The following is a 19,679-nucleotide window of genomic DNA, read 5'->3' as shown; positions in this document are numbered from 1 at the left end:
TGCCATTCTTCTTCGAGATCCATGAACGAGAGTTATTATATATTGGTGTTTATATAGAGGAAGTCCGGACTGTGTCAACAGCAGCCGGGCTTCTTTTGTTTCGAAAGAACGATTTAATATAATTTACTTCACCTTGTGGAATATTACCCTTAGCGTGACGGGCACAGTTAAGGGTAATTAATTTATACAGACAGAAGGAAAGGGTGAAGTAAAATGAATGATGCAGCATTTCTCGTGCAATTTGAGAATGAGCAGAAGGCCCGCGGGGCATTTGATATGCTCGTGGAGCTGGGATACAAGCCCAATATGATTGGCGGTGGCATGATGGACGTCAACATTGAGCGGCAGGATGTAACCTCAGCGCTCGAAATTATTGAAGCCTATGGCGGAGAGGTTCAGGATGACAGCAATGAGCAGGTGCATGAGGCTTTGACTCCAGAGATGAATCAAATAAGTGATACGGAGTTTGCCTATATGCCGATTCCTGCACATACCGTAAATGAGGATTTGGATGAATCCTATATGGCAGGTTACTCCGATTCACCCTATGGAATGGAGTCATCAGGCTACGATTTAGCATCAGAGGATGATGACACAGAGTTCGCCGAAGAGCATAACCGAACCGAGGATACCGAATTCGGAGGCTCATTTGGCGGATTCTCCGGAAGCGTAAAGGCGTAGCAACGATACCCAAAAAAGCGACACTCTTTAATCGCATCATAGAAGATGCGGATTAAGGAGTAATCGCTTTTTTTTGTGCTTATTTTAAATGCTCAGTCAAGACCCTTAGTAAGTGTCTTCCATAGCAGCGTGCTTGCCTGCCGTATAACCTGTGGAGAAGGCAGAAGTGATATTATAACCCCCGGTGTAACCGTGAATGTCCAGAATTTCACCGCAGAAAAAGAGACCGGGCATGAGTTTAGATTCCATGGTCTTGGGATAAATCTCCTTCAAATGCACCCCGCCGCCGGTAACGAATGCTTCGGCAAGCGAACGTGTGCCATTCACTTGAATCGGCATGCCCTTAATGACAGCAGCCAGCGTTTCAATAGAGCCTTTTGGAAGATGGTGATAGGTTGTCTCACCGTCCAGCTCTGCTTTTGTCAATACAACAGGAATCAGCCGCTCCTGGACAATGCCCTTCAGCGCGTTCTTGATGGCTTTCTTAGGCTCCGATTCAAGTTTGTGCTTCAGGTCCTGCTCCATCTTGGATAAGGAGTATGCAGGATACAAATCCAGCTTCATAATCACGTTCTTCGTCCCCGTCTTCTTCTGCACCTTGCGAATGAATTGACTGCATCTCAGCGCAATGGGGCCGGACAGTCCAAAGTGGGTGAAGATCATATCTCCCTCGTGCCGAATGACCGTCTTGTCCTTCGCATCGTGAACAGACAGAGCGACATCGCTTAAGCTCAGTCCCTGCAGCTCCCGAGAGGTGATGAAGGATTCATTAGAGGTAATAGGCACCTCTGTTGGATACAGCTCTGTTATGGTATGGCCAGCGGCCTCTGCCCATGGATAGCCATCGCCGGTTGAACCGGTTTGCGGCACGGATTTGCCTCCTGTAGCTACAATGACCGCATCAGCTGCAAGAACTCTCCCCGAAGCTAATTTCACACCAGCCACCTTGGATTCCTCGTAGAGAACCTCAGCTACGGGAGAATCTGTCAGCATCATCACACCAAGTGAGCTTGCTTTGCCGATCAATGCATCGACGACCGTCTTGGCTTTGTCAGACACGGGAAACATTCTTCCGTTGTCTTCTTCCTTCAAGGCAATACCGAGATCTTCAAAAAAACGCATAATCCCTTGATTATCCATATGCTGAAATGCACTGTACAGGAACTTTCCGTTCCCGGGGATATGCTTGATTAGCTCATCCTGATCTTTGGCATTGGTCACATTGCAGCGTCCTCCGCCGGATATGCCGAGCTTACGCCCGAGTTTATTGCCTTTGTCAACGAGAACAACCGATGCACCATGCTCAGCAGCGGCAACGGAAGCCATAAGGCCGGAAGGTCCTCCACCGATGACAATTACTTTTTTCATATTTTAAAAATCTCCTCTTCAATACAAATTCCTTCAAACATCGTACCAGATTCTTGTCGTTTTTTGTTTATGTTTTGTTTATTATCAACAAGTTCATCGTTTTATTACGAGATAAAATGGTGCATTTGCATAACTACACATAGAAAATATTGTAATATAGTGTCGCCTATGTTTTAATCAGGTTACATAAGGTCGATTGATAGTGAACGAAATGAGAGGAGAGATAAACGCCTGTGTTTGCTGTCAAGAATATTCTGCTGCAGATCCTGCTGGCAGGAATTACCCCGCTTCTCTTTTCGTTATTTATTGGACGCATACGTAGTCATTTTCATGACTTGAATTCGTCTCATAGGTCAAAGACCGCAGAGAGACAATTGTTGCTGGCATGCATAATATCCATGATATTCTGTGTTATTTTCTCTACGACTTTATTTGATTCCCTGTATTTGAATTTAGATACGCTCGCTGTTACGGTGGCAATTCTGTATGGAAGCACTTCGGCGGGTCTATTTGTGTCGATTTTTAGTACGTTATTGTTTGTAATTACGACGGATTTGTGGAATGATCCTCTGATTTTTCTTCAATCCGGCATTTTGCTGTATCCTATTATGCTGCTGCTGGCAAAGCGCTTCAAGCAAGACAGAATACAAGGTAAAAGAAAGCTGTTCCTCGTCCCATTTGCACTCTTCGCAATGATCAGCATGGCTGCTGCGTATGCCTCATATTTCGCCAAAGCAGACTCGGTTCAGATTGATTTTATCCTATACTCTCTTGTTTACTCGGTCTTGTCTGTAGTGACGGGACTAGCCATTATTCAATTCATAGAGCTTCAGTTCGTTCAGCAGGCGCTTGCCTCGGAGATTGAAGCCAAACGCAGGCAGTTCATACATCATTCCAATTTGAACAAGCAGCTGCTGAACACGATCCCTGTCTCGGTTGTCGCTTTTGATGTTGATGGTCGAATTGTGAACATGAATGAACGAATGCTTGATGAGCTGCGGAGAAGAAATCCGGGCATGGAACATGAGTCTGACATGATTGGCAAGCGTATTGAATCGATCGTTGGACAAGAACATGGGTCGCGAGTAACAGAGAGAATTCGAGTTGCATCGAAGAGTGGAGAGATCTCTTCAGAGTATTTAAATGTGGGACCTTATATCTTTCATACGTTAATTTCGCCAGTCAGAGACCCTTATGAAGGATCCTTGATTGGAAGCTCCCTTGTGCTTCAGGATATCACGGAGCTAGAAAAACTCCGCAGTGAGCTTGCCCATGTAGAAAGGCTCAGCCTGGTTGGACAAATGGCTGCAAGCATCACGCATGAGGTGAGGAATCCAATGGCCGTCGTAAGAGGGTTCCTGCAATTGATGCATGAGAGAAGTCCACGGTCACTTGATCACTATTATCGGATTGTTATGGAGGAATTAGACCGGGCCAACGGAATTATCACGGATTTTTTATCCCTCGCTCAGAATCGGATCGTCGAGAAGGAAGAGGTTCATCTGCATGACATTATCCATGATATGCTTCCGCTGCTAAAGGCCGATGCGAACATGAGAGGGCAGACGGTTAAGCTTAACTTGAGCGATAGGATACCTAAATATCATCTGAACTCAAAGGAAATGAAGCAGCTGATCTTGAATTTGGCACGAAACGGTATGGAGGCCATGGACAGCAAGGGAACACTCTATATCGAGACATCGTGTGAGCAGAATCGAATTCTGCTTAAGGTGATAGACGAAGGTCCGGGTATTCCACCGGCCGTTCAAGAGAAGCTGTTCGAGCCTTTTTATACGACCAAGTCGAAGGGTACCGGTCTCGGACTTGCGTTATGCCGAGGTATTGCTGAGCGGCATAACGCCGTCATTCAGGTGGAATCTGGTGATGGGCGAGGCACGATGTTCACGGTTGTTTTTAAGCTGTAAAGAGGCATCTATGCATACACTGCTTGAAGGATAGAAACAATCGTCTGGAGTCATAATAACATGGCCATCTGTTAGTTAACGGGTGAGAATCCTAATCTTGAAGCGAAAAAGGAGAGTTTCCCATGGCAAAAAATGATTCCAAACAACAGGAAATCCAGAAGCAGTCCAACAAGAAGAACCAGAGAGGGCAAGGTCAAATCGTTGACAAGAAGCTCGAAGGGGACAATTTCCCGGCAACGTAGGTTGCTACTCCATGAGATTACAGTCCCATCTTGGTCATCAGGATCTGAGGTGTCGTAAGTTACACCAGCTGGTTTGACATGTCCATCTCTTGCGTTCACGACTTAGGAATGTATAATAAAAGTTAGTGAAGGAGTGAATAGAACATGTCAATGTCTTTTGACCAATACATGAAAGATATGGTTCAACCCATGAGGGATGAACTGACACGCCTCGGTATCGAAGAGCTTCGTACCGTAGAAGAAGTAGAAGCTAAACTGCCGGGTGCTGAAGGAACTGCCCTTGTTGTCGTCAATTCGGTTTGCGGCTGCGCAGCAGGTCAAGCACGTCCTGGTGTAGCCAGAGCGCTTGAGAATGAAGTAACCCCTGACCACTTGTTTACGGTGTTTGCAGGTCAGGACAAAGAAGCCACTGCTCAAGCACGCGAATATTTTGCTCCATATCCGCCATCCTCCCCTTCCATTGCTTTGATGAAGGATGGAGAGCTGGTACACTTTATCGAGCGTCATCAGATCGAGAATCGTTCTGCTGAAGAAATCGCTGCCGATCTAGTGGGAGCATTCAACCAGTACTGCAAATAAGCTAGTTACATAACGCCCCGATTCTTTCGGATTAGTCCCGAAATTACGGGGCGTTTTGGCTTTTTCCATTATTCATACTTACTAATCTCTAAGAGACGGGGTGCGTAAACTTGAGTTTACAAGAGCAAATCATCACAGAATTACGAGTGAAACCACAGATCAACGTGGAAGAAGAGGTTCGGAAACGGGTGGATTTCCTGAAGGAGTATGTTCTGAAGTCAGGCACAAAAGGGCTGCTTATTGCGATTAGCGGCGGCATTGATAGTGCAGTAGCAACAGCGCTGTGCAAGCAGGCTACGGATGAACTGACAGAGGAGAAGGGCGAAGAATACAAGACACTGGGTGTGTTCCAGCCTTACGGAGAACAAGTAGATATTGCGCACAGTTATGCGGTAGCGAAGGCATTTGACCTGAAATATACGGTTGAGACAAACATTGAAGAAGCGGTTAACGAGATTGCCCTTGAAGTAGAGCATGGCTTCAAAGCTCTTGGATCTCCGCGTCATATGACACCGCAGGGTAAAGGAAATGTGAAGGCCAGAACTCGGATGGTTGTACAGTACGCACTATCGTTTGAAATGAATCTGCTCGTTGTCGGGACAGATCATGCATCGGAAGCCATTACGGGCTTCTACACGAAATGGGGCGATGGCGCCGTTGATATTACGCCGCTGACCAGCCTGAACAAACGTCAGGTCCGCCAAATTGCAGCCTATGTGGGCGTGCCGCAGGAGATTCTGGACAAGGCGCCGACAGCGGGACTATGGGAAGGTCAGACCGATGAGAAGGAACTTGGTATTACATATGATGATAACAGCGACTATCTTGAAGGCAAGGAAATTAATGCAGAAGCAAGAGAGAAGCTTGAAGCAGCCTACCTTCGTACAGCACATAAGCGTAATGCGATTCCGGGTATCTAATTAGCGGCTACCTATAACCTATAAGCAAGAGAACCCTCGTAATATGGGACAATTTACTGCCCCGACGAGGGTTTTTGATTTGTCCAAACAACTGATACAATAGATTAGGTTGAAAAGGTGGTGAAGAGCTTGATCTACGGGATTGGCAACGATGTGCTGGAGACAGACCGGATTGCTCGAATTATGGAAGGCGCTCACAGGGCCAGATTTCTCAGCCGAGTGCTGACTGAAGAGGAACGAGCTATACTTAGTGAGCGTACACAGAGTGAAGTTCAGTATGTATCGGGAAGATTTGCAGCGAAGGAAGCGATATCTAAAGCGTTTGGCTGTGGAATCGGGGAGCTGCTGGGCTTCCAGGATATTGAGATTTTACCGAACAAGCTGGGTAAGCCGACTGCGGCCATCTCTGAGCCTGCTCGGAAACGGCTTGGTCTTAGCGGCGAGTATTCTTACATGGTTCACATCAGCATCTCGCATCAGCCAAGCGTTGCAGCTGCGTTCGCCATCGTTGAACGGATGTAACTGAGGATTATACGAATCATTTAGTAATACAGAATGGGAGAATAGGAATCGAATGAATCAGAGCAATGCAAAAAAGTTCTTTAGTACGGAGCTGCTTCATTGGTATATGCAAAATAAACGTGATCTTCCGTGGCGGCGACATCGGGACCCCTATTATATATGGGTATCGGAGATCATGCTGCAGCAGACAAGGGTAGATACGGTGATTCCGTATTTTCAGCGTTTTATCGAACGCTTTCCGACAATACAGGATTTGGCAGAGGCGCCTGAGGAGGATGTGCTTAAGCTGTGGGAGGGGCTCGGATATTACTCTCGTGCCCGTAACCTGCAGGCGGCCGCAAGGCAGGTCATGGAGCAGCATGGCGGGGAAGTGCCGAACCAGAAGGATGCGGTATTTCATCTTAAAGGTGTAGGTCCTTACACAGCGGGTGCAATTCTCAGCATCGCGTTTAATCAGCCGCAGCCTGCTGTGGATGGAAATGTCATGCGGGTGCTGTCACGTTATTTTCTGATCGAAGATGACATTATGAAGGGCAGCACAAGAGTCAAGATGGAGACGCTGGCAGAGGAGCTCATCCCGGAGGGACGAGCATCGGATTTCAATCAGGCATTAATGGAGCTCGGAGCGCTCGTATGTACGCCAAAATCCCCACATTGTTTGACTTGTCCAGTGATGGAGATGTGCACGGGACGGATTGAAGGAAGAGAAGACACATTACCAGTGAAGAAAAAGGCCAAGCCGCCTCGTCCCGAGCAGAGAATTGCTGCGCTTGTTGTCGGTACGGGGGTGAACGAAGGGAAGGTGCTGGTTCGTCAGCGTCCTGCAACCGGCTTGCTGGCCAAGATGTGGGAGCTTCCTCATATGCAGGCATCAGCACCTGGCGAGCTGGCCCATCTGGTTCCTCACGAGCCTGCGATGGATCTGATTGCTGGACATTTGCTTGAGGAGGGCTATCATATTAAGCCGAACTCGTTCTGGAGAATGGCCGAGCATACCTTCAGTCATATTCACTGGAATCTGCAGGTATATCATTGTGCAGAGGCGGAAGCGGTGCTGACATCCACTATGGTTGCAGAACAGGTGGAAGCTTATAAGGAAGAGAGACATCTGTACCGCTGGATCGAGCCGAAGGATATGGACACCATGGCCTTTCCGAATGTATTCCTGAAATTATTGCGCGATTATTTTAATGAATTGAATGAATAGATAGTGAAGAGTATAAGAAAAAAAGCAGTCTTAGAATAAAATGGCAAAGGCCGCTTTATTCTGGACTGCTTTTTTAGAAGCAAACAGCGGTAACCGCTGTTGAACTGCAGAGGTCTAATTCTTATTTCGCTGCAGCGTAACGTTTATTTACTTCATCCCAGTTGATTACATTCCAGAATGCTCCGATGTAGTCAGGACGTTTGTTTTGATATTTCAGGTAGTAAGCATGCTCCCATACATCCAGACCAAGAACTGGAGTCAAGCCTTCAAATACAGGGCTGTCCTGGTTAGGTGTGCTAGTGATTGCCAGTTTGCCGTCTTTGCCGACAACCAGCCAAGCCCAGCCGCTGCCGAAACGAGTTGTTGCTGCTTTTGCAAAATCTTCTTTGAATTTGTCATAGCCGCCCAGCTCGCTGTCAATTGCTGCAGCGATTTCGCCTGTAGGAGCGCCGCCGCCGTTAGGTCCGATAATTTCCCAGAACAGGCTGTGGTTGTAATGACCGCCGCCGTTGTTGCGGACTGCTGTACGGATGCTCTCAGGTACGCTGTCGAGGTTCGCAAGCAGCTCTTCAAGGGATTTCTCTTGAAGCTCAGGAGCGCTTTCCAAAGCAGCGTTCAGGTTCGTTACATAAGTATTGTGATGGCGATCGTGGTGGATTTCCATCGTTTGAGCGTCGATATGTGGTTCTAATGCATCGTTTGCGTAAGGAAGTGCTGGTAATTGGAATGCCATGATTGAAATTCCTCCTAAAAATAAATTAAAGGTTAAATCTTTATGTAGATTTCCCCTCGACACTTATATTAAACCTTATTCAGTCTATTTAATCAACATTTTTGTTTGTTAAGCTGTTATAAAAGGGTTTTAATATAACATGAAATTAACAAAACAGTTTTTGAAGTCTATTACTGTGTTAACTAGTTTAACACCAAATATACAAAGTTTAGCAATAAAAATGTAAGCGCTTGATATTAAGCGCTTACAGAAGAAAAAGCGTGTTTTCTGGAGCAAAGTGTGGTTTAATGGACGATGAAGAAGATATATCTCGTTTTTTGTCATATTATCATTTCCTGAACATTTCTGGCTCTCCTTAATAGGCGTGGCAGATGTTTCGGCCGGCTTTTTGCCGGTTTTTCCGTCTGTACATATCATTCTAATATATTCAGATGGATCATCATCGGGTTTTTGGTAAAAAGGGCGTGCCTTTTTTGTAAAACCTCACTAAAGATAACGAAAAGGGAGATTTAGCAGATGAACATTCGTTCCTTTCAGTTGAGTGACGCAAATGGTGTAACAGAGCTCCTTGCGGCTGCTTTGTCGGAAGATTGCTTTGAGAACACGATGGGTCCTTTCGCTCGCCAGTTATCCTGGGATTCAGACCTTATTATGGTTGCTGAGCAGGATGGGGAGCTGATCGGTGCTTTAATCGGTACTATTGATCAGAACCATGGTTGTATTTATCGTATTGCGGTTCACCCTGATTTCAGACGTCAAGGCGTTGGAAAAGCCTTGGTTAAGGCGCTTGAACAGCGTTTTCAACAGCGCAAGGTAAGAGGGGTGTGGGTCGCTGGTGACGAGCATAACAAAGCCGCGATGCCGCTGTATGAAGCGATGGGTTACGGAGCTAGTCAGGTCATGAAGGCATTCCAGAATCTTAGTATTCTGGCACACAGCTAATGAAGTGTACTGAATGCAAGTTATAGTTTTGCTAGATTGGCGTCTCATGTTCAAGCAATGAGCGAGATCAGATATAGAGAGAGAACACAGACTTTATTCTATTTTTTATTGTTAATCCATAATAGGCATATCTTGGCGTCCAATTGCAAATGGAACCGAGATATGCTTTTCTATTGATATGGCATTTTTATTATAACCTTGAGGTGATAGAAGCAAATGAGCCGGGAAATACCGCCAGATATAGAGAATACGGCGACAACATCCTCTTCGGGCTCAACTCTGTCCGGAGAGCTTCTGGATTGGCTTAAGACCATTTTGATTGCTGTCGTACTGATGCTGCTTCTTAATTTGTTTGTCTTCAATATTTCGATTGTTAAGGGTGAATCGATGCAGCCAACCCTAGTTGAACAAGATCGATTGTTCATTAATAAGATCGTATACGAATTTGATACGCCGAAGCGTCATGACGTCGTCGTGCTGCATGATCCGAGCCATACGCCTGATCGTAAAGAGTTTCTTGTCAAAAGAGTCATTGGTATTCCCGGCGATATGATAGAAATACGGGAACACGTACTATATATCAACGAAGAGCCCCAGACGGAACCTTATACAAATACTTCAATTGAGGATCCGGATTTTGGTCCAATCCGGCTGGAAGAAGGCCGTTACTTCGTCATGGGAGATAACAGGCATGCAGGTAAGAGCAAGGATAGCCGATCATTCGGGAGTGTCTCGGCTAAAGAGATCGTCGGGAAAGCTGAATTTATTTTTTGGCCCATGAGTGATATGAAGAAGCTGTGAATGGGAACAGAAGATCAGGCTATACAGATATATGTGAGGAATTGACGTTTATTCCATTTGTGACAGCAAAGTTATTATGAGATTGATTGGATTAGAGGTGATAATATGATTAGTCGAGATTCGCTTGTAAGCCCGGGAGTACATTTTGAGTGGCTGAAGCAGGAAATTAAACAGGCAGCACCGTCTTTTGGAATCGATGATGTTGGATTTGCCTCTGCGGAACCGTTTGAATCCTTGCGTTCCATATTGCTGGAGCATCGTGCCAAAGGCTATGAGTCAGGATTTGAAGAGCCTGATATCGAGAAACGGGTGAATCCCGCGCTGGATTCGGGTAAGCCTGCTTCGCTTATTGCTATTGCCATCGCCTACCCTTCCAAGATGAAGGATCCGCCAAAGTCGGAGCCTGGCAGCTATAGAGGGATATTGGCCCGCTCAGCGTGGGGGCAGGATTACCATCATGTTCTGAGGGCAGCGATGGACAAGCTCACCGCCTTTATCCAGGAGAGGGTTCCAGAGGCGCGCATTGAGAATATGGTGGACACGGGTGTTCTGGTGGACCGGGCTGTTTCAGAGCGGGCGGGTATTGGCTTCAGCGGCAAGAACTGCGCAATCATATCACCCAAATTCGGTTCGTGGATATTTCTAGGGGAACTCATAACAGACATTCCTTTTACACCGGATGCACCGGTGACAGAAGGATGCGGAGAATGCACGAAGTGCATTGATGCCTGCCCTACAGGAGCGCTTGTTGGCCCGGGACAGCTGAATGCCCAGAAGTGCATTTCTTTTTTGACGCAAACCAAAGGCTTTTTGGACGAAGAATATATGAAGAAAATCGGGAATCGGCTGTACGGCTGTGACACATGCCAGATCGTATGCCCGAAGAATAGAGGGAAGAATTGGGATCATCATCCTGAATTTGCACCCGACCCCGAGATTGTCAAGCCTTTGCTTAAACCACTGCTCTCCCTGAGCAATAAGGAATTTAAGGAACGGTTTGGACACAGCTCTGCCGCTTGGCGAGGTAAAAAACCCATACAACGCAATGCCGTCATCGCGCTTGGTAATTTTAAAGATCAAAGCGCTGTACCCGAGCTGAGCGAAGTGTTGCTGCGGGATCCTCGTCCCGAACTGAGAGGAACCGCTGCTTGGTCGCTCAGCCAAATAGGAGGAGAAGAAGCAATGAATGTGATATCGGAAGCTGCTGCAAGAGAACAAGATGGGAACGTACTGAACATGCTGCAGAGAGCCCAGGAGAAGCTGCTCATGGGGCCTCTATCCGAGAAGAAGAAATACGAAGCAGAGTTTGCTGCTGAATATAGTTCGTCTGAATCGAGTTCATCGGATGGCAATAACAATGAGTCTAATATGGCGCTGAATCGCAATGACAACACGGCAGCCTGGAAGCCTACTCCGGTAACCAAGCTTACGGGTGAGCCTGTATATTATCATGAAATATCAACAGAAGCAGGAGAGCTTACACTTTGTGCCACGCAACAAGGACTTGCAAGACTCGATTTTGGTAACTACACGGTAAGAGAGGCGCATCTGCAGCAGTGGGCACGCACTTGGCTGGGTGAATATCATTTTGTACATGATCCTTCCCGGTTCCAAGAGGTGACATGGCAGCTTCAGGAATACTTGTCTGGAGAGCGTACAGAGTTCGAGCTTCAGCTGGATCTAAGAGGAACCCCATTCGAGCTGCAGGTATGGCAGGCGCTAATGGAGATTTCATATGGTCAGCATGTCTCAAGTCTCGGATTAGCGGAGAAGATAGGGAGACCGAAGGCTGTTCGCTCGGTTGTAGCGGCAGTTTCAAAAAATCCGCTTCCTATTATAATTCCTCATCACCGTTTGACGGGAAGTGAGGGTGGAGTAACGATATACCCTGGAGGGCTCCATGTGAAGGAACGCCTGCTCTCATTGGAAGCACAGACTACGAATTGACAAAAACTCCAAATTGCGTTTGCTAGCCGCGTTTCTACATGCTATGATATCGTGTATGATGCGTTAAGAATAGCAATCAAGCAAAAAACAGGGGTGTATAAGTATGGATATCGTTATTCCCATTATTACACTAATTGTAGGCCTCGTTGGGGGATTCTTTATCGGTGCATTCTATCTGCGCAAGCAGCTTGAGAAGATGCAGAGTGATCCTGAAGCTCTACAAAAAATGGCAAAACAAATGGGCTACAATTTGAACAGCAAGCAGATGCAGCGTGCTCAACAGATGATGAAATCCCAGCAGGGCGGAAATGGTGCAGGCAAGATGCAGCCGCCTATGCGCAAGAATCAGGGAAGAAAAAGATAATGCTGCTATCTTGCCTGCCAGGTACAGGTGTATGCCGCTTGGGAGGAGGAAGAAGGAATGGCTGGAGTTAAAGATTACATGAACTCTTCTGTCGGCGCTAATCGCGAGAAGATTGAGTATCATGTTGAACAGATATTGAAGCTGATCGGTGAAGATACAGAACGCGAAGGTCTGCTGGAAACACCGGCTAGAGTTACCCGTATGTACGAAGAGATTTTTGCGGGCTATGAAGTAGATCCTAGAGATGTACTTGGTGTCACTTTTGATGAGAATCATGAAGAGCTTGTCATTGTGAAGGATATTGTGTACTACAGTCAGTGTGAGCATCATATGGCTCCGTTCTTCGGTAAGGTCCATATCGGATATGTACCAAGTGGACAAATTGTCGGGCTTAGCAAGCTTGCGAGACTGGTTGAGGCGGTAACTCGTCGTCTGCAGGTACAGGAGCGGATTACTTCTCAAATCGCGGACATCCTTGAGGATGCGCTTAACCCGAATGGGGTCATGGTTGTTGTAGAAGGAGAACATCTATGCATGTGTGCTCGTGGTGTGAAGAAGCCGGGCAGCAAGACAGTAACTTCTGCTACACGTGGTACATTCCGGGATAATGCAGCTTCCCGGGCTGAGTTCCTATCTCTTGTTAAAGGTTAATCTTGAAATTTCGGAAAGTCTTGATCGTACTGATCAAGGCTTTTTTATTAGGGGGAGAAGAGGCGCATGGCGAGCAAAGATACAATGCTTCACAAATTCAAGGAGATCCAAATCTGGGAATCGCCGCTCATGAAGAAGGATGAGGACGTGCTTGAAGCTTTTGCATGGGAAGAGGTGATGTGCAGGCAAGTGGGGCTGGGGCATCGCGCTGTCGCTCATCTCTGGCGTCACGAGAATGCGCTTGTCATCGGTCTCCGGGACCGCAGGCTGAAGCAGGCTGAGGAGGCCATGCAGCAATTTCGGAATAAGGGGATAAGCTCCTGTGTGCGTCCTTCCGGAGGTGCGGCGGTCAGACTGACCAGAGGAGTGGTGAATCTTAGTCTTATTCTTCCGAACCCTGGACATGCGATTAATATTCATGATGATTTTAAATCCATGGTTGAATATATCCGGAAAGCGATTCTTCCCTGGGGAGGACATGCAGTGGCAGGAGAAATCGAAGGAGCCTATTGCCCGGGAGACTATGATGTGGCGATCAATGGACGGAAGTTTTGTGGAATTGCCCAGCGTCGTTTGGCCAAGGCTTATCTTGTTACTGGCTTTATTATCGTGGAAGGAAGAGGGGATGAGCTGACAGAGGACATCATCCAGTTCTATGATCAGGCAGCCGGAGATGCTGATGAGGGCTATCCTCAAGTGAAGTACGGAAGTATGGGGAGTCTAAATGAACTGTCAGATGTACCTTCTGCTGAGGCGTATATGCAGTCTTTAATAGAAACGATCGGTGCTTCGGCAGAGAAGGTGTATACCGGAGTTAGACCGTCTGTTCCTCGATCCGAGGTGGAACGCACAGTGGCTGTATTAAAGGAACGTTACGATTAAGCTCATCCCCAAAAGGTGTAGTGACAATAAAAGACCTCGGAGGGAGGTCTTTTACTTTGAGAATAGGGGTGCAGTTAGAGAGCCCACATTTATTTTGAAAAAATAAGGAGAGCTGCCTTGATGTTCTCCCTACGGTCAATAAGGAGTCCATTTCAGCTTGCGGGCTTCTTGGAAACGTTCTGCCACAGCAGGCCAGTATACAACGTTCCACCAGTCGGTAATGTATTTCTTGCGTTCATTCTGATGCTTCAAGTAGTAGGCATGCTCCCACACATCCAGCGGAAGAAGAGGAACAATATCATACTGAGATAGATTTTGATGCTTTTCTGCCTGTAATATTTCTAACCGATGCGCTCTTGGGCTCCACACCAATACAGCCCAGCCGCCGCCTTCCACCTTATTGGCTGCTTCTGTAAAGTGCTTCTTAAATGCTTCATAGCTTCCAAAATCCTTTCTGATCTGTTCTCCCAGTGACCCAACAGGCTTTCCGCCGCCATTCGGGCTCATGATGTTCCAGAAGATGGTATGAAGGTAATGCCCTGCTCCGTTAAAGGCCAGCTCTCGTTCCCAATGCTTCACAAGCTCGAAATTCCCGGTTTGCCGTGCTTCCTGAAGCTTCTTCTCCGCGGTGTTAAGATCGTCGACATACGTCTTATGATGCTTGTCATGATGGATGCGCATCGTCTTCTCATCAATATAGGGCTCCAGCGCATTGTAGGGATAAGGCAGCGGCGGCAGCTTGTGTCCTCCAATCGGAACAGGAGACTCAGGAGGGGAACTGTCTGCTGATGCAGTGTCTGATACAGTGAGAGCTGAGGATAATTGCTGAACCAATTCCTCCGAAGCTCCAGTTCGCGGTGTCGACACCTCCGGATAAGGGAAGGGCTCTTCGTTCCAGATGCTTATAGGTTTTACTCTTTGGGAAATGGCTGCGGGTTGATCCAGTCCTCGGAGCCTGTTCACCGTCTGCTCTGATTGGCCCTGGATATATCGAAAAACAACCTCGGCAGCAGGGTTGCTTGATAACGCGGTGCTATGCTCAAGAATGTGGCCGAGGTGACGATGGAATTCCTTCGATTGGGTAAACGAAGCGGCCAGCAGCACATCCAGCTGAGCAAGCGCATAATCATCTGGAGGCTGTACGCCTGTGCTTACCCGCTGAAGCAGATCATCTGCTGCATCAGCCGATCGCTGGAATACGCTTCCCCATTCATTGAGAAGCTTCACATAGGCCTCCTCAAGCTCCGGTGCAATCGATGTAATCATATTTGTGCAACCCATTTCAGTATCCTTCCAAGTCCTTATCTCTTCCAGCGCGCGCAGCGGTAAATAGGGTCCATAACTGAGCTCCATAAGCTCGGCACCTCCCAAGAATCATTCTTATCAAATCAATGTTATGCATAACAGCAGGCGGCGTAATGATCTAACGTATACTTATTCTCATTAGGGCTTGGACTATGATGACTTGTCAAAATAAGAGAGCGTTTAAAAAAGAATACGAAGAAGGCACCTATTTAAAGGTGCCTCAGCTTGATCTATTTTTGAGCGAGACTTATACCGCCAAGGAATGAAGACACCTTGTTCAAGTACTCTCTTGGATGCTCTCTGTATATGAGCTCGTGACGTGCTTCCTCTACAATCCACACATCAGAGTTTGGATTCGTCTGGTTACTCGCAAAGAGCTCTGCCATTGGGTAAGGCGCCTTCTCATCCTGGGTCCCGTGGATGAAGAAGATAGGAATGTCATAAGCCTTTGATCTTACCTCCTGATAAGGGATGGAGTTTAGACTGGTGCCATTCAGGATTGGAAACAGCATGGTCAGAATTTGCAGCGTAGGCTGCTTCGGCAAGTCAATCTGATTCTGTATATTATGATACAGCGTATCCGGCTCCAGCAGGAAGGTGCTGTCAAGAATCATGGCATCAATGTCCTCAGTTTGAAGGGCAGCCTGAAGGGCGGTCCCTGCACCCATCGAGAAGCCCCATACGACAACTTCTTGAGCTCCCTTTTGCTTAGCGAGCTGAACTGCGCCGAGAAGCTGCTTCGATTCTGCCTTCCCGCCCGTAGCAACGACTCTTGTGCTCTGGGAGGCGAAGCCATAATCGAACATAATGACATTAAAATTCTGCTGATGAGCGTAATGGGCCAAATCATACATGGGAATCCAGGATTCTTCCCGGTTGGCCCCATAGCCGTGACTGAACACAATCGTTTTGCTGCTGTTCTCCTCGGCAGGAATGTACCAGCCGCTGACGTCCCGGCTTCCGTCCGTAGCAGGGAAAGTCACCTCTTCATACTCCATACCCTTGGACAGCAGGGGATTGGAATATACCGGAGCTACTGCCGGGTAGGACAGTACCCATGCGATATAGGCATGAAGAGCAATAAAGCAAAATACGAGGAAAAATATAATCGATAAAATAAGAGCAACCACAATATGCTTAAAACGGATGAGCCGAGTGGAAAGTGCGGGAGGAGCACTCGATACGTTCTGATTAAGGGATCTATTCTCGGAGATAGGAAACATCATACTCCTCCTTCCAATAGAATGTTATATAGGACTAAATTACTAAATCCAACCTATGAATAAAGTTGAGGTTGGTATAACTTATTCTTTATCCTATGATGCGTCCTGTCTAATGTCAATTGATTGGGACTAATTGTTACACACTTGTAATGTAAGTGAAATTATTGGTGAAAAATGTTTGTCAAGTGAAGGAAGACTTATTCCAAAATTTCTCCATTATGATCGATTGTTGAGAGAAATGAGCGGTTTAATTGAGATTAATTCTCAATTAAACCTTTACTTTGGTCATCGATTCTCATATAATTTATGTAACCAGGTTTCACGTGATGAAACAGAGAGGGGATTATGCCATGGAAGAGCAAGATCGCAAATTAACGGTTCGAGCGGTCGAGAGGGCATTGGATATTTTGTTATGCTTTACAGAGCAATCAGATCTGGGTCTTACAGAAATTTCGGGTAAGATCGGTTTACATAAAAGTACCGTTCATCGTTTAATGACAACACTGGAGGACAGGGGGTTTGTTGTGCGCAATCCTTCAACGGAGAAGTATAGGCTTGGTATTCGCATATGGGAGCTTGCGGCACATATGTCCCAGAGTGATGACCCGGCGATTCTACTGCTGCCTGCGATGGAGCGCCTTCGTGATCGCTTGGGAGAGACCGTTAGCTTGTATTTGAAGGACGGCAATGAGCGGATACGCGTTCAGGCCGTACAGAGCAATCAAGCGATCCGAAGGGTAGCACCTGTTGGTGTAAGGCTGCCCTTGTCCGTTGGTGCATCAAGCAAAGTGTTGGTTGCGTTTGCAGCAAGAGAAGAGCAGGAGCAGCTGATACGCAATTTTGATATCCCCTTGTCCGTTGATCAAGATATTTATATGAGTCAGCTGCAAGAGATCCGAGAATTGGGATATGCAACGAGCTATGAAGAGAGAGAGCCTGGAGCAGCAGCGGTATCAGCGCCGATCTTTGATCGCAAGGGCAAGGTGGCAGCGGCACTGTCATTATCCGGACCCGTCAGCAGGCTGTCGGAAGAGACACTTCGGGAATATGCGCCTATTGTTATGGAGACGGCGGCACAAATGGGTTTCATGCTGAGGTAATTCTCTCGGATTGGATGGAAAATAAAGGTTGAAAATATGCTCTGAATGAGATAATCTTGTATGGACCTTGATGCAGACGAAGGATGAGGTCAATCCATTTCTTTTAAACAACAATAACAATTTACTAGGGGAGCCCGAAATGCCGGGCTGAGATGGCACTGCAAGGTGCCGGACTCTTTGGACCTGATCTGGATCATACCAGCGTAGGGAAGTAATTGGCGATATAATGTGGATAGGATCCGTTGTATGCGGTGATGGCTCTGTTAGTGGTCTATGCAGATCTATTAGCCTGTACACCAAGATCTTATTTGGATTAGAGCTGATTCCCCTGTGGGAATGGGCTCTTTTTTTGTTGCCGCAGCTTCTATATAACTGGCTATCGTTTGTGAAGCTTCTGTCTTTCAAACACAGCTCAGGAGAGGGCTTCCCAACTCGACAAAGGAGGAAGCACATATGAATCATTCGAACAAAGGATTGAACACAGAGACATCGGCTATAAGAGGAGAACAATTAAAGATCGAATCTGGAAGGCTACAGCCATTCCCCGCCAGCAAGAGGGTATATATCCAAGGATCAAGGCCGGACATTGCCGTACCCGAACGTGAAATTGAGCTCCATCCCACCAGCACACCCCAAGGAGTAGAGCAGAATGAGCCATTTCGGGTTTACGATACGAGTGGACCCATGGGTGACATGAATACTGAAGTTGATATTCGTCAAGGCCTTCCACTCTTGCGTCAGAATTGGATCCTTGAGCGTGAAGATGTTGAGTTTTATGAAGGAAGAGAAATACGGCCAGAGGATAATGGGATTCGATCGGACAGAAGTGCCCAGCAGGAGGTAGAGGTGTTCCCGGGCGTCAGAAGACAGCCGCTCAGAGCCAAGTCAGGGCGATGTGTAACTCAGATGCATTATGCCAGAAAAGGGATCGTGACGCCTGAAATGGAGTTTGCAGCGATCCGCGAGGGGCTTGATCCGGAGTTTGTAAGGAGTGAGATTGCAAGAGGAAGGGCAATCCTGCCTGCAAATATTAATCATCCGGAAAGTGAGCCGATGCTGATCGGAAGCCGATTCCATGTTAAGATCAATGCGAATATCGGAAACTCTGCTGTTTCCTCTTCGATTGAGGAGGAGGTAGAGAAGATGAGCTGGGCTGTGCACTGGGGAGCGGATACAGTCATGGACCTCTCGACGGGCCGCCATATTCATACGACTAGAGAATGGATTATCCGCAATTCTCCTGTACCCATTGGGACAGTTCCACTCTATCAAGCGTTGGAGAAGGTGAACGGGGAGGCAGAGAAGCTCTCCTGGGAAATATATCGAGATACGCTGATCGAGCAGGCGGAGCAGGGTGTTGATTATTTTACGATTCATGCAGGCGTTCTTCTAAGATATATTCCAATGACAGCAGAGCGGATGACTGGAATTGTGTCACGGGGCGGTTCCATCATGGCAGCTTGGTGTCTGGCACATCATCAGGAGAACTTTTTGTACACTCATTTTGAAGAGATTTGTGAGATTATGAGCCGATATGATGTTGCTTTTTCACTTGGAGATGGACTAAGACCCGGCAGCATCTATGATGCGAACGATGAAGCCCAGATGGCAGAGCTGGCGACGCTCGGGGAGCTGACGAAGATCGCCTGGAAGCATGATGTGCAGGTGATGATTGAAGGTCCCGGACATGTACCCATGCATAAGATCAAAGAGAACGTCGATCTGCAGATGGAGATTTGTCAGGAAGCTCCATTTTACACGCTGGGTCCACTTACAACAGATATTGCTCCGGGATATGATCACATTACATCTGCGATCGGGGCAGCGATGATCGGTTGGTTTGGCACCTCCATGCTCTGCTACGTTACGCCGAAGGAACATTTGGGACTACCGGATAAGAACGATGTCAGAGAAGGGGTCATTGCCTATAAGATCGCTGCCCATGCAGCCGATCTGGCCAAGGGTCATCCTAGAGCGCACAGAAGAGATGATGCCCTCTCCAAAGCGAGATTTGAGTTCCGCTGGAAGGATCAGTTCAATCTGTCCCTTGATCCGGAGCGTGCCTTATCCTATCATGATGAGACTCTTCCTGCAGAAGGGGCGAAGACGGCGCATTTTTGTTCGATGTGCGGTCCGAAATTCTGCAGCATGCGCATCACTCAGGATATTCGAAATATGGCATCCGTTAAGGGAGTTAGTGAGAAGGAAGCGATCCATGCAGGTATGCAGGAGAAGGCAGAAGAATATCGGGGTCAGAATAGATGAATGAATGATCTCCCTATGATTG

At 47.1% G+C, this 19,679-nt stretch carries 18 protein-coding genes and 1 riboswitch; of the genes, 14 read left to right on the top strand and 4 right to left on the bottom strand.

What is annotated here, in order from left to right; genetic code table 11:
• Positions 1-213 precede the first annotated feature (213 nt).
• Entirely contained in the window at positions 214-681 is a 468-nt protein-coding gene (locus BK126_RS21790; protein ID WP_076314661.1) for a hypothetical protein, read from the top strand.
• 105 nt (positions 682-786) lie between these two features.
• Here the strand turns inward: BK126_RS21790 and BK126_RS21785 are convergent, their stop codons facing one another.
• Positions 787-2,049, bottom strand: coding sequence for a BaiN/RdsA family NAD(P)/FAD-dependent oxidoreductase (locus tag BK126_RS21785; RefSeq protein ID WP_076314660.1), 1,263 nt, complete (start codon positions 2,047-2,049; stop codon positions 787-789).
• A 233-nt stretch (positions 2,050-2,282) separates the two neighbouring features.
• Here BK126_RS21785 and BK126_RS21780 point away from each other — a divergent pair, with 233 nt between their 5' ends.
• The 5 genes from BK126_RS21780 (at position 2,283) to mutY (ending at position 7,444) form a co-directional block, all read left to right on the top strand.
• A complete protein-coding gene (locus BK126_RS21780) occupies positions 2,283-3,974 on the top strand; it encodes an ATP-binding protein (RefSeq protein ID WP_076314659.1) in 1,692 nt (563 codons plus the stop codon).
• Positions 3,975-4,360: 386 nt separating this feature from the next.
• A complete protein-coding gene (locus BK126_RS21775; RefSeq protein WP_076314658.1) occupies positions 4,361-4,795 on the top strand; it encodes a BrxA/BrxB family bacilliredoxin in 435 nt (144 codons plus the stop codon).
• A 110-nt stretch (positions 4,796-4,905) separates the two neighbouring features.
• Entirely contained in the window at positions 4,906-5,715 is an 810-nt protein-coding gene (nadE, locus tag BK126_RS21770) for an ammonia-dependent NAD(+) synthetase (protein ID WP_076314657.1), read from the top strand.
• Positions 5,716-5,835: 120 nt separating this feature from the next.
• Positions 5,836-6,237, top strand: a complete 402-nt coding sequence (gene acpS, locus BK126_RS21765) for a holo-ACP synthase (RefSeq protein WP_305954050.1) — start codon at positions 5,836-5,838, stop codon at positions 6,235-6,237.
• A 52-nt stretch (positions 6,238-6,289) separates the two neighbouring features.
• Positions 6,290-7,444 carry an A/G-specific adenine glycosylase gene (mutY, locus tag BK126_RS21760; protein WP_076314655.1) on the top strand — a complete coding sequence of 385 codons (1,155 nt, stop codon included), beginning with the start codon at positions 6,290-6,292 and terminating at the stop codon, positions 7,442-7,444.
• A gap of 121 nt (positions 7,445-7,565) precedes the next feature.
• Here mutY and BK126_RS21755 read toward each other — a convergent pair whose 3' ends face one another.
• Positions 7,566-8,177 (bottom strand): superoxide dismutase, encoded by a 612-nt coding sequence (locus tag BK126_RS21755; protein ID WP_076314654.1) that lies wholly within the window; start codon positions 8,175-8,177, stop codon positions 7,566-7,568.
• 516 nt (positions 8,178-8,693) lie between these two features.
• On the opposite strand from BK126_RS21755, the gene BK126_RS21750 reads away from it, so the two are divergent.
• From BK126_RS21750 to BK126_RS21725, 6 genes are all read left to right on the top strand, one after another.
• Complete coding sequence (locus BK126_RS21750) at positions 8,694-9,119, top strand: GNAT family N-acetyltransferase (RefSeq protein ID WP_047911583.1); 426 nt, start codon at positions 8,694-8,696, stop codon at positions 9,117-9,119.
• A 216-nt stretch (positions 9,120-9,335) separates the two neighbouring features.
• Complete coding sequence (gene lepB, locus BK126_RS21745; protein ID WP_076314653.1) at positions 9,336-9,920, top strand: signal peptidase I; 585 nt, start codon at positions 9,336-9,338, stop codon at positions 9,918-9,920.
• Between the two features lie 105 nt (positions 9,921-10,025).
• Positions 10,026-11,867, top strand: coding sequence for a tRNA epoxyqueuosine(34) reductase QueG (queG, locus tag BK126_RS21740; RefSeq protein ID WP_076314652.1), 1,842 nt, complete (start codon positions 10,026-10,028; stop codon positions 11,865-11,867).
• A gap of 103 nt (positions 11,868-11,970) precedes the next feature.
• Entirely contained in the window at positions 11,971-12,231 is a 261-nt protein-coding gene (locus tag BK126_RS21735) for a YneF family protein (RefSeq protein ID WP_076314651.1), read from the top strand.
• Between the two features lie 57 nt (positions 12,232-12,288).
• A complete protein-coding gene (gene folE, locus BK126_RS21730) occupies positions 12,289-12,882 on the top strand; it encodes a GTP cyclohydrolase I FolE (RefSeq protein ID WP_076314650.1) in 594 nt (197 codons plus the stop codon).
• Between the two features lie 66 nt (positions 12,883-12,948).
• Positions 12,949-13,764 (top strand): lipoate--protein ligase family protein, encoded by an 816-nt coding sequence (locus BK126_RS21725; RefSeq protein WP_076314649.1) that lies wholly within the window; start codon positions 12,949-12,951, stop codon positions 13,762-13,764.
• 135 nt (positions 13,765-13,899) lie between these two features.
• Here BK126_RS21725 and BK126_RS21720 read toward each other — a convergent pair whose 3' ends face one another.
• Together BK126_RS21720 and BK126_RS21715 are read right to left on the bottom strand one after the other, a co-directional pair.
• The gene (locus tag BK126_RS21720; protein WP_076314648.1) at positions 13,900-15,117 is read right to left on the bottom strand and encodes a Fe-Mn family superoxide dismutase; all 1,218 of its coding nucleotides are present in this window, start codon (positions 15,115-15,117) and stop codon (positions 13,900-13,902) included.
• A gap of 182 nt (positions 15,118-15,299) precedes the next feature.
• Positions 15,300-16,292 (bottom strand): alpha/beta hydrolase, encoded by a 993-nt coding sequence (locus BK126_RS21715; RefSeq protein ID WP_090725567.1) that lies wholly within the window; start codon positions 16,290-16,292, stop codon positions 15,300-15,302.
• 350 nt (positions 16,293-16,642) lie between these two features.
• Here BK126_RS21715 and BK126_RS21710 point away from each other — a divergent pair, with 350 nt between their 5' ends.
• Positions 16,643-17,392: an IclR family transcriptional regulator gene (locus BK126_RS21710; protein WP_076314647.1), complete on the top strand. Its 750-nt coding sequence runs from the start codon at positions 16,643-16,645 to the stop codon at positions 17,390-17,392.
• Positions 17,393-17,508: 116 nt separating this feature from the next.
• Positions 17,509-17,619: riboswitch (TPP riboswitch) on the top strand.
• A 226-nt stretch (positions 17,620-17,845) separates the two neighbouring features.
• A complete protein-coding gene (gene thiC / locus BK126_RS21705) occupies positions 17,846-19,657 on the top strand; it encodes a phosphomethylpyrimidine synthase ThiC (RefSeq protein WP_076314646.1) in 1,812 nt (603 codons plus the stop codon).
• Positions 19,658-19,679 lie beyond the last annotated feature (22 nt).

The sequence above is a fragment of the Paenibacillus sp. FSL H7-0326 genome, from assembly GCF_001955535.1.
Lineage (GTDB): Bacteria > Bacillota > Bacilli > Paenibacillales > Paenibacillaceae > Paenibacillus > Paenibacillus shunpengii.
This window is presented reverse-complemented; position numbering and strand designations above follow the sequence as displayed.

Excerpts from the sequence above, each read along its gene's own strand:
- queG (WP_076314652.1), top strand. The coding sequence starts at position 10,026 with ATGATTAGTCGAGATTCGCTTGTAAGCCCGGGAGTACATTTTGAGTGG.
- BK126_RS21710 (WP_076314647.1), top strand. The coding sequence starts at position 16,643 with ATGGAAGAGCAAGATCGCAAATTAACGGTTCGAGCGGTCGAGAGGGCA.
- BK126_RS21750 (WP_047911583.1), top strand. The coding sequence starts at position 8,694 with ATGAACATTCGTTCCTTTCAGTTGAGTGACGCAAATGGTGTAACAGAG.
- BK126_RS21725 (WP_076314649.1), top strand. The coding sequence starts at position 12,949 with ATGGCGAGCAAAGATACAATGCTTCACAAATTCAAGGAGATCCAAATC.
- BK126_RS21735 (WP_076314651.1), top strand. The coding sequence starts at position 11,971 with ATGGATATCGTTATTCCCATTATTACACTAATTGTAGGCCTCGTTGGG.
- BK126_RS21775 (WP_076314658.1), top strand. The coding sequence starts at position 4,361 with ATGTCAATGTCTTTTGACCAATACATGAAAGATATGGTTCAACCCATG.
- thiC (WP_076314646.1), top strand. The coding sequence starts at position 17,846 with ATGAATCATTCGAACAAAGGATTGAACACAGAGACATCGGCTATAAGA.
- BK126_RS21755 (WP_076314654.1), bottom strand. The coding sequence starts at position 8,177 with ATGGCATTCCAATTACCAGCACTTCCTTACGCAAACGATGCATTAGAA.
- mutY (WP_076314655.1), top strand. The coding sequence starts at position 6,290 with ATGAATCAGAGCAATGCAAAAAAGTTCTTTAGTACGGAGCTGCTTCAT.
- BK126_RS21715 (WP_090725567.1), bottom strand. The coding sequence starts at position 16,292 with ATGTTTCCTATCTCCGAGAATAGATCCCTTAATCAGAACGTATCGAGT.
- BK126_RS21785 (WP_076314660.1), bottom strand. The coding sequence starts at position 2,049 with ATGAAAAAAGTAATTGTCATCGGTGGAGGACCTTCCGGCCTTATGGCT.
- BK126_RS21720 (WP_076314648.1), bottom strand. The coding sequence starts at position 15,117 with ATGGAGCTCAGTTATGGACCCTATTTACCGCTGCGCGCGCTGGAAGAG.
- BK126_RS21790 (WP_076314661.1), top strand. The coding sequence starts at position 214 with ATGAATGATGCAGCATTTCTCGTGCAATTTGAGAATGAGCAGAAGGCC.
- lepB (WP_076314653.1), top strand. The coding sequence starts at position 9,336 with ATGAGCCGGGAAATACCGCCAGATATAGAGAATACGGCGACAACATCC.
- folE (WP_076314650.1), top strand. The coding sequence starts at position 12,289 with ATGGCTGGAGTTAAAGATTACATGAACTCTTCTGTCGGCGCTAATCGC.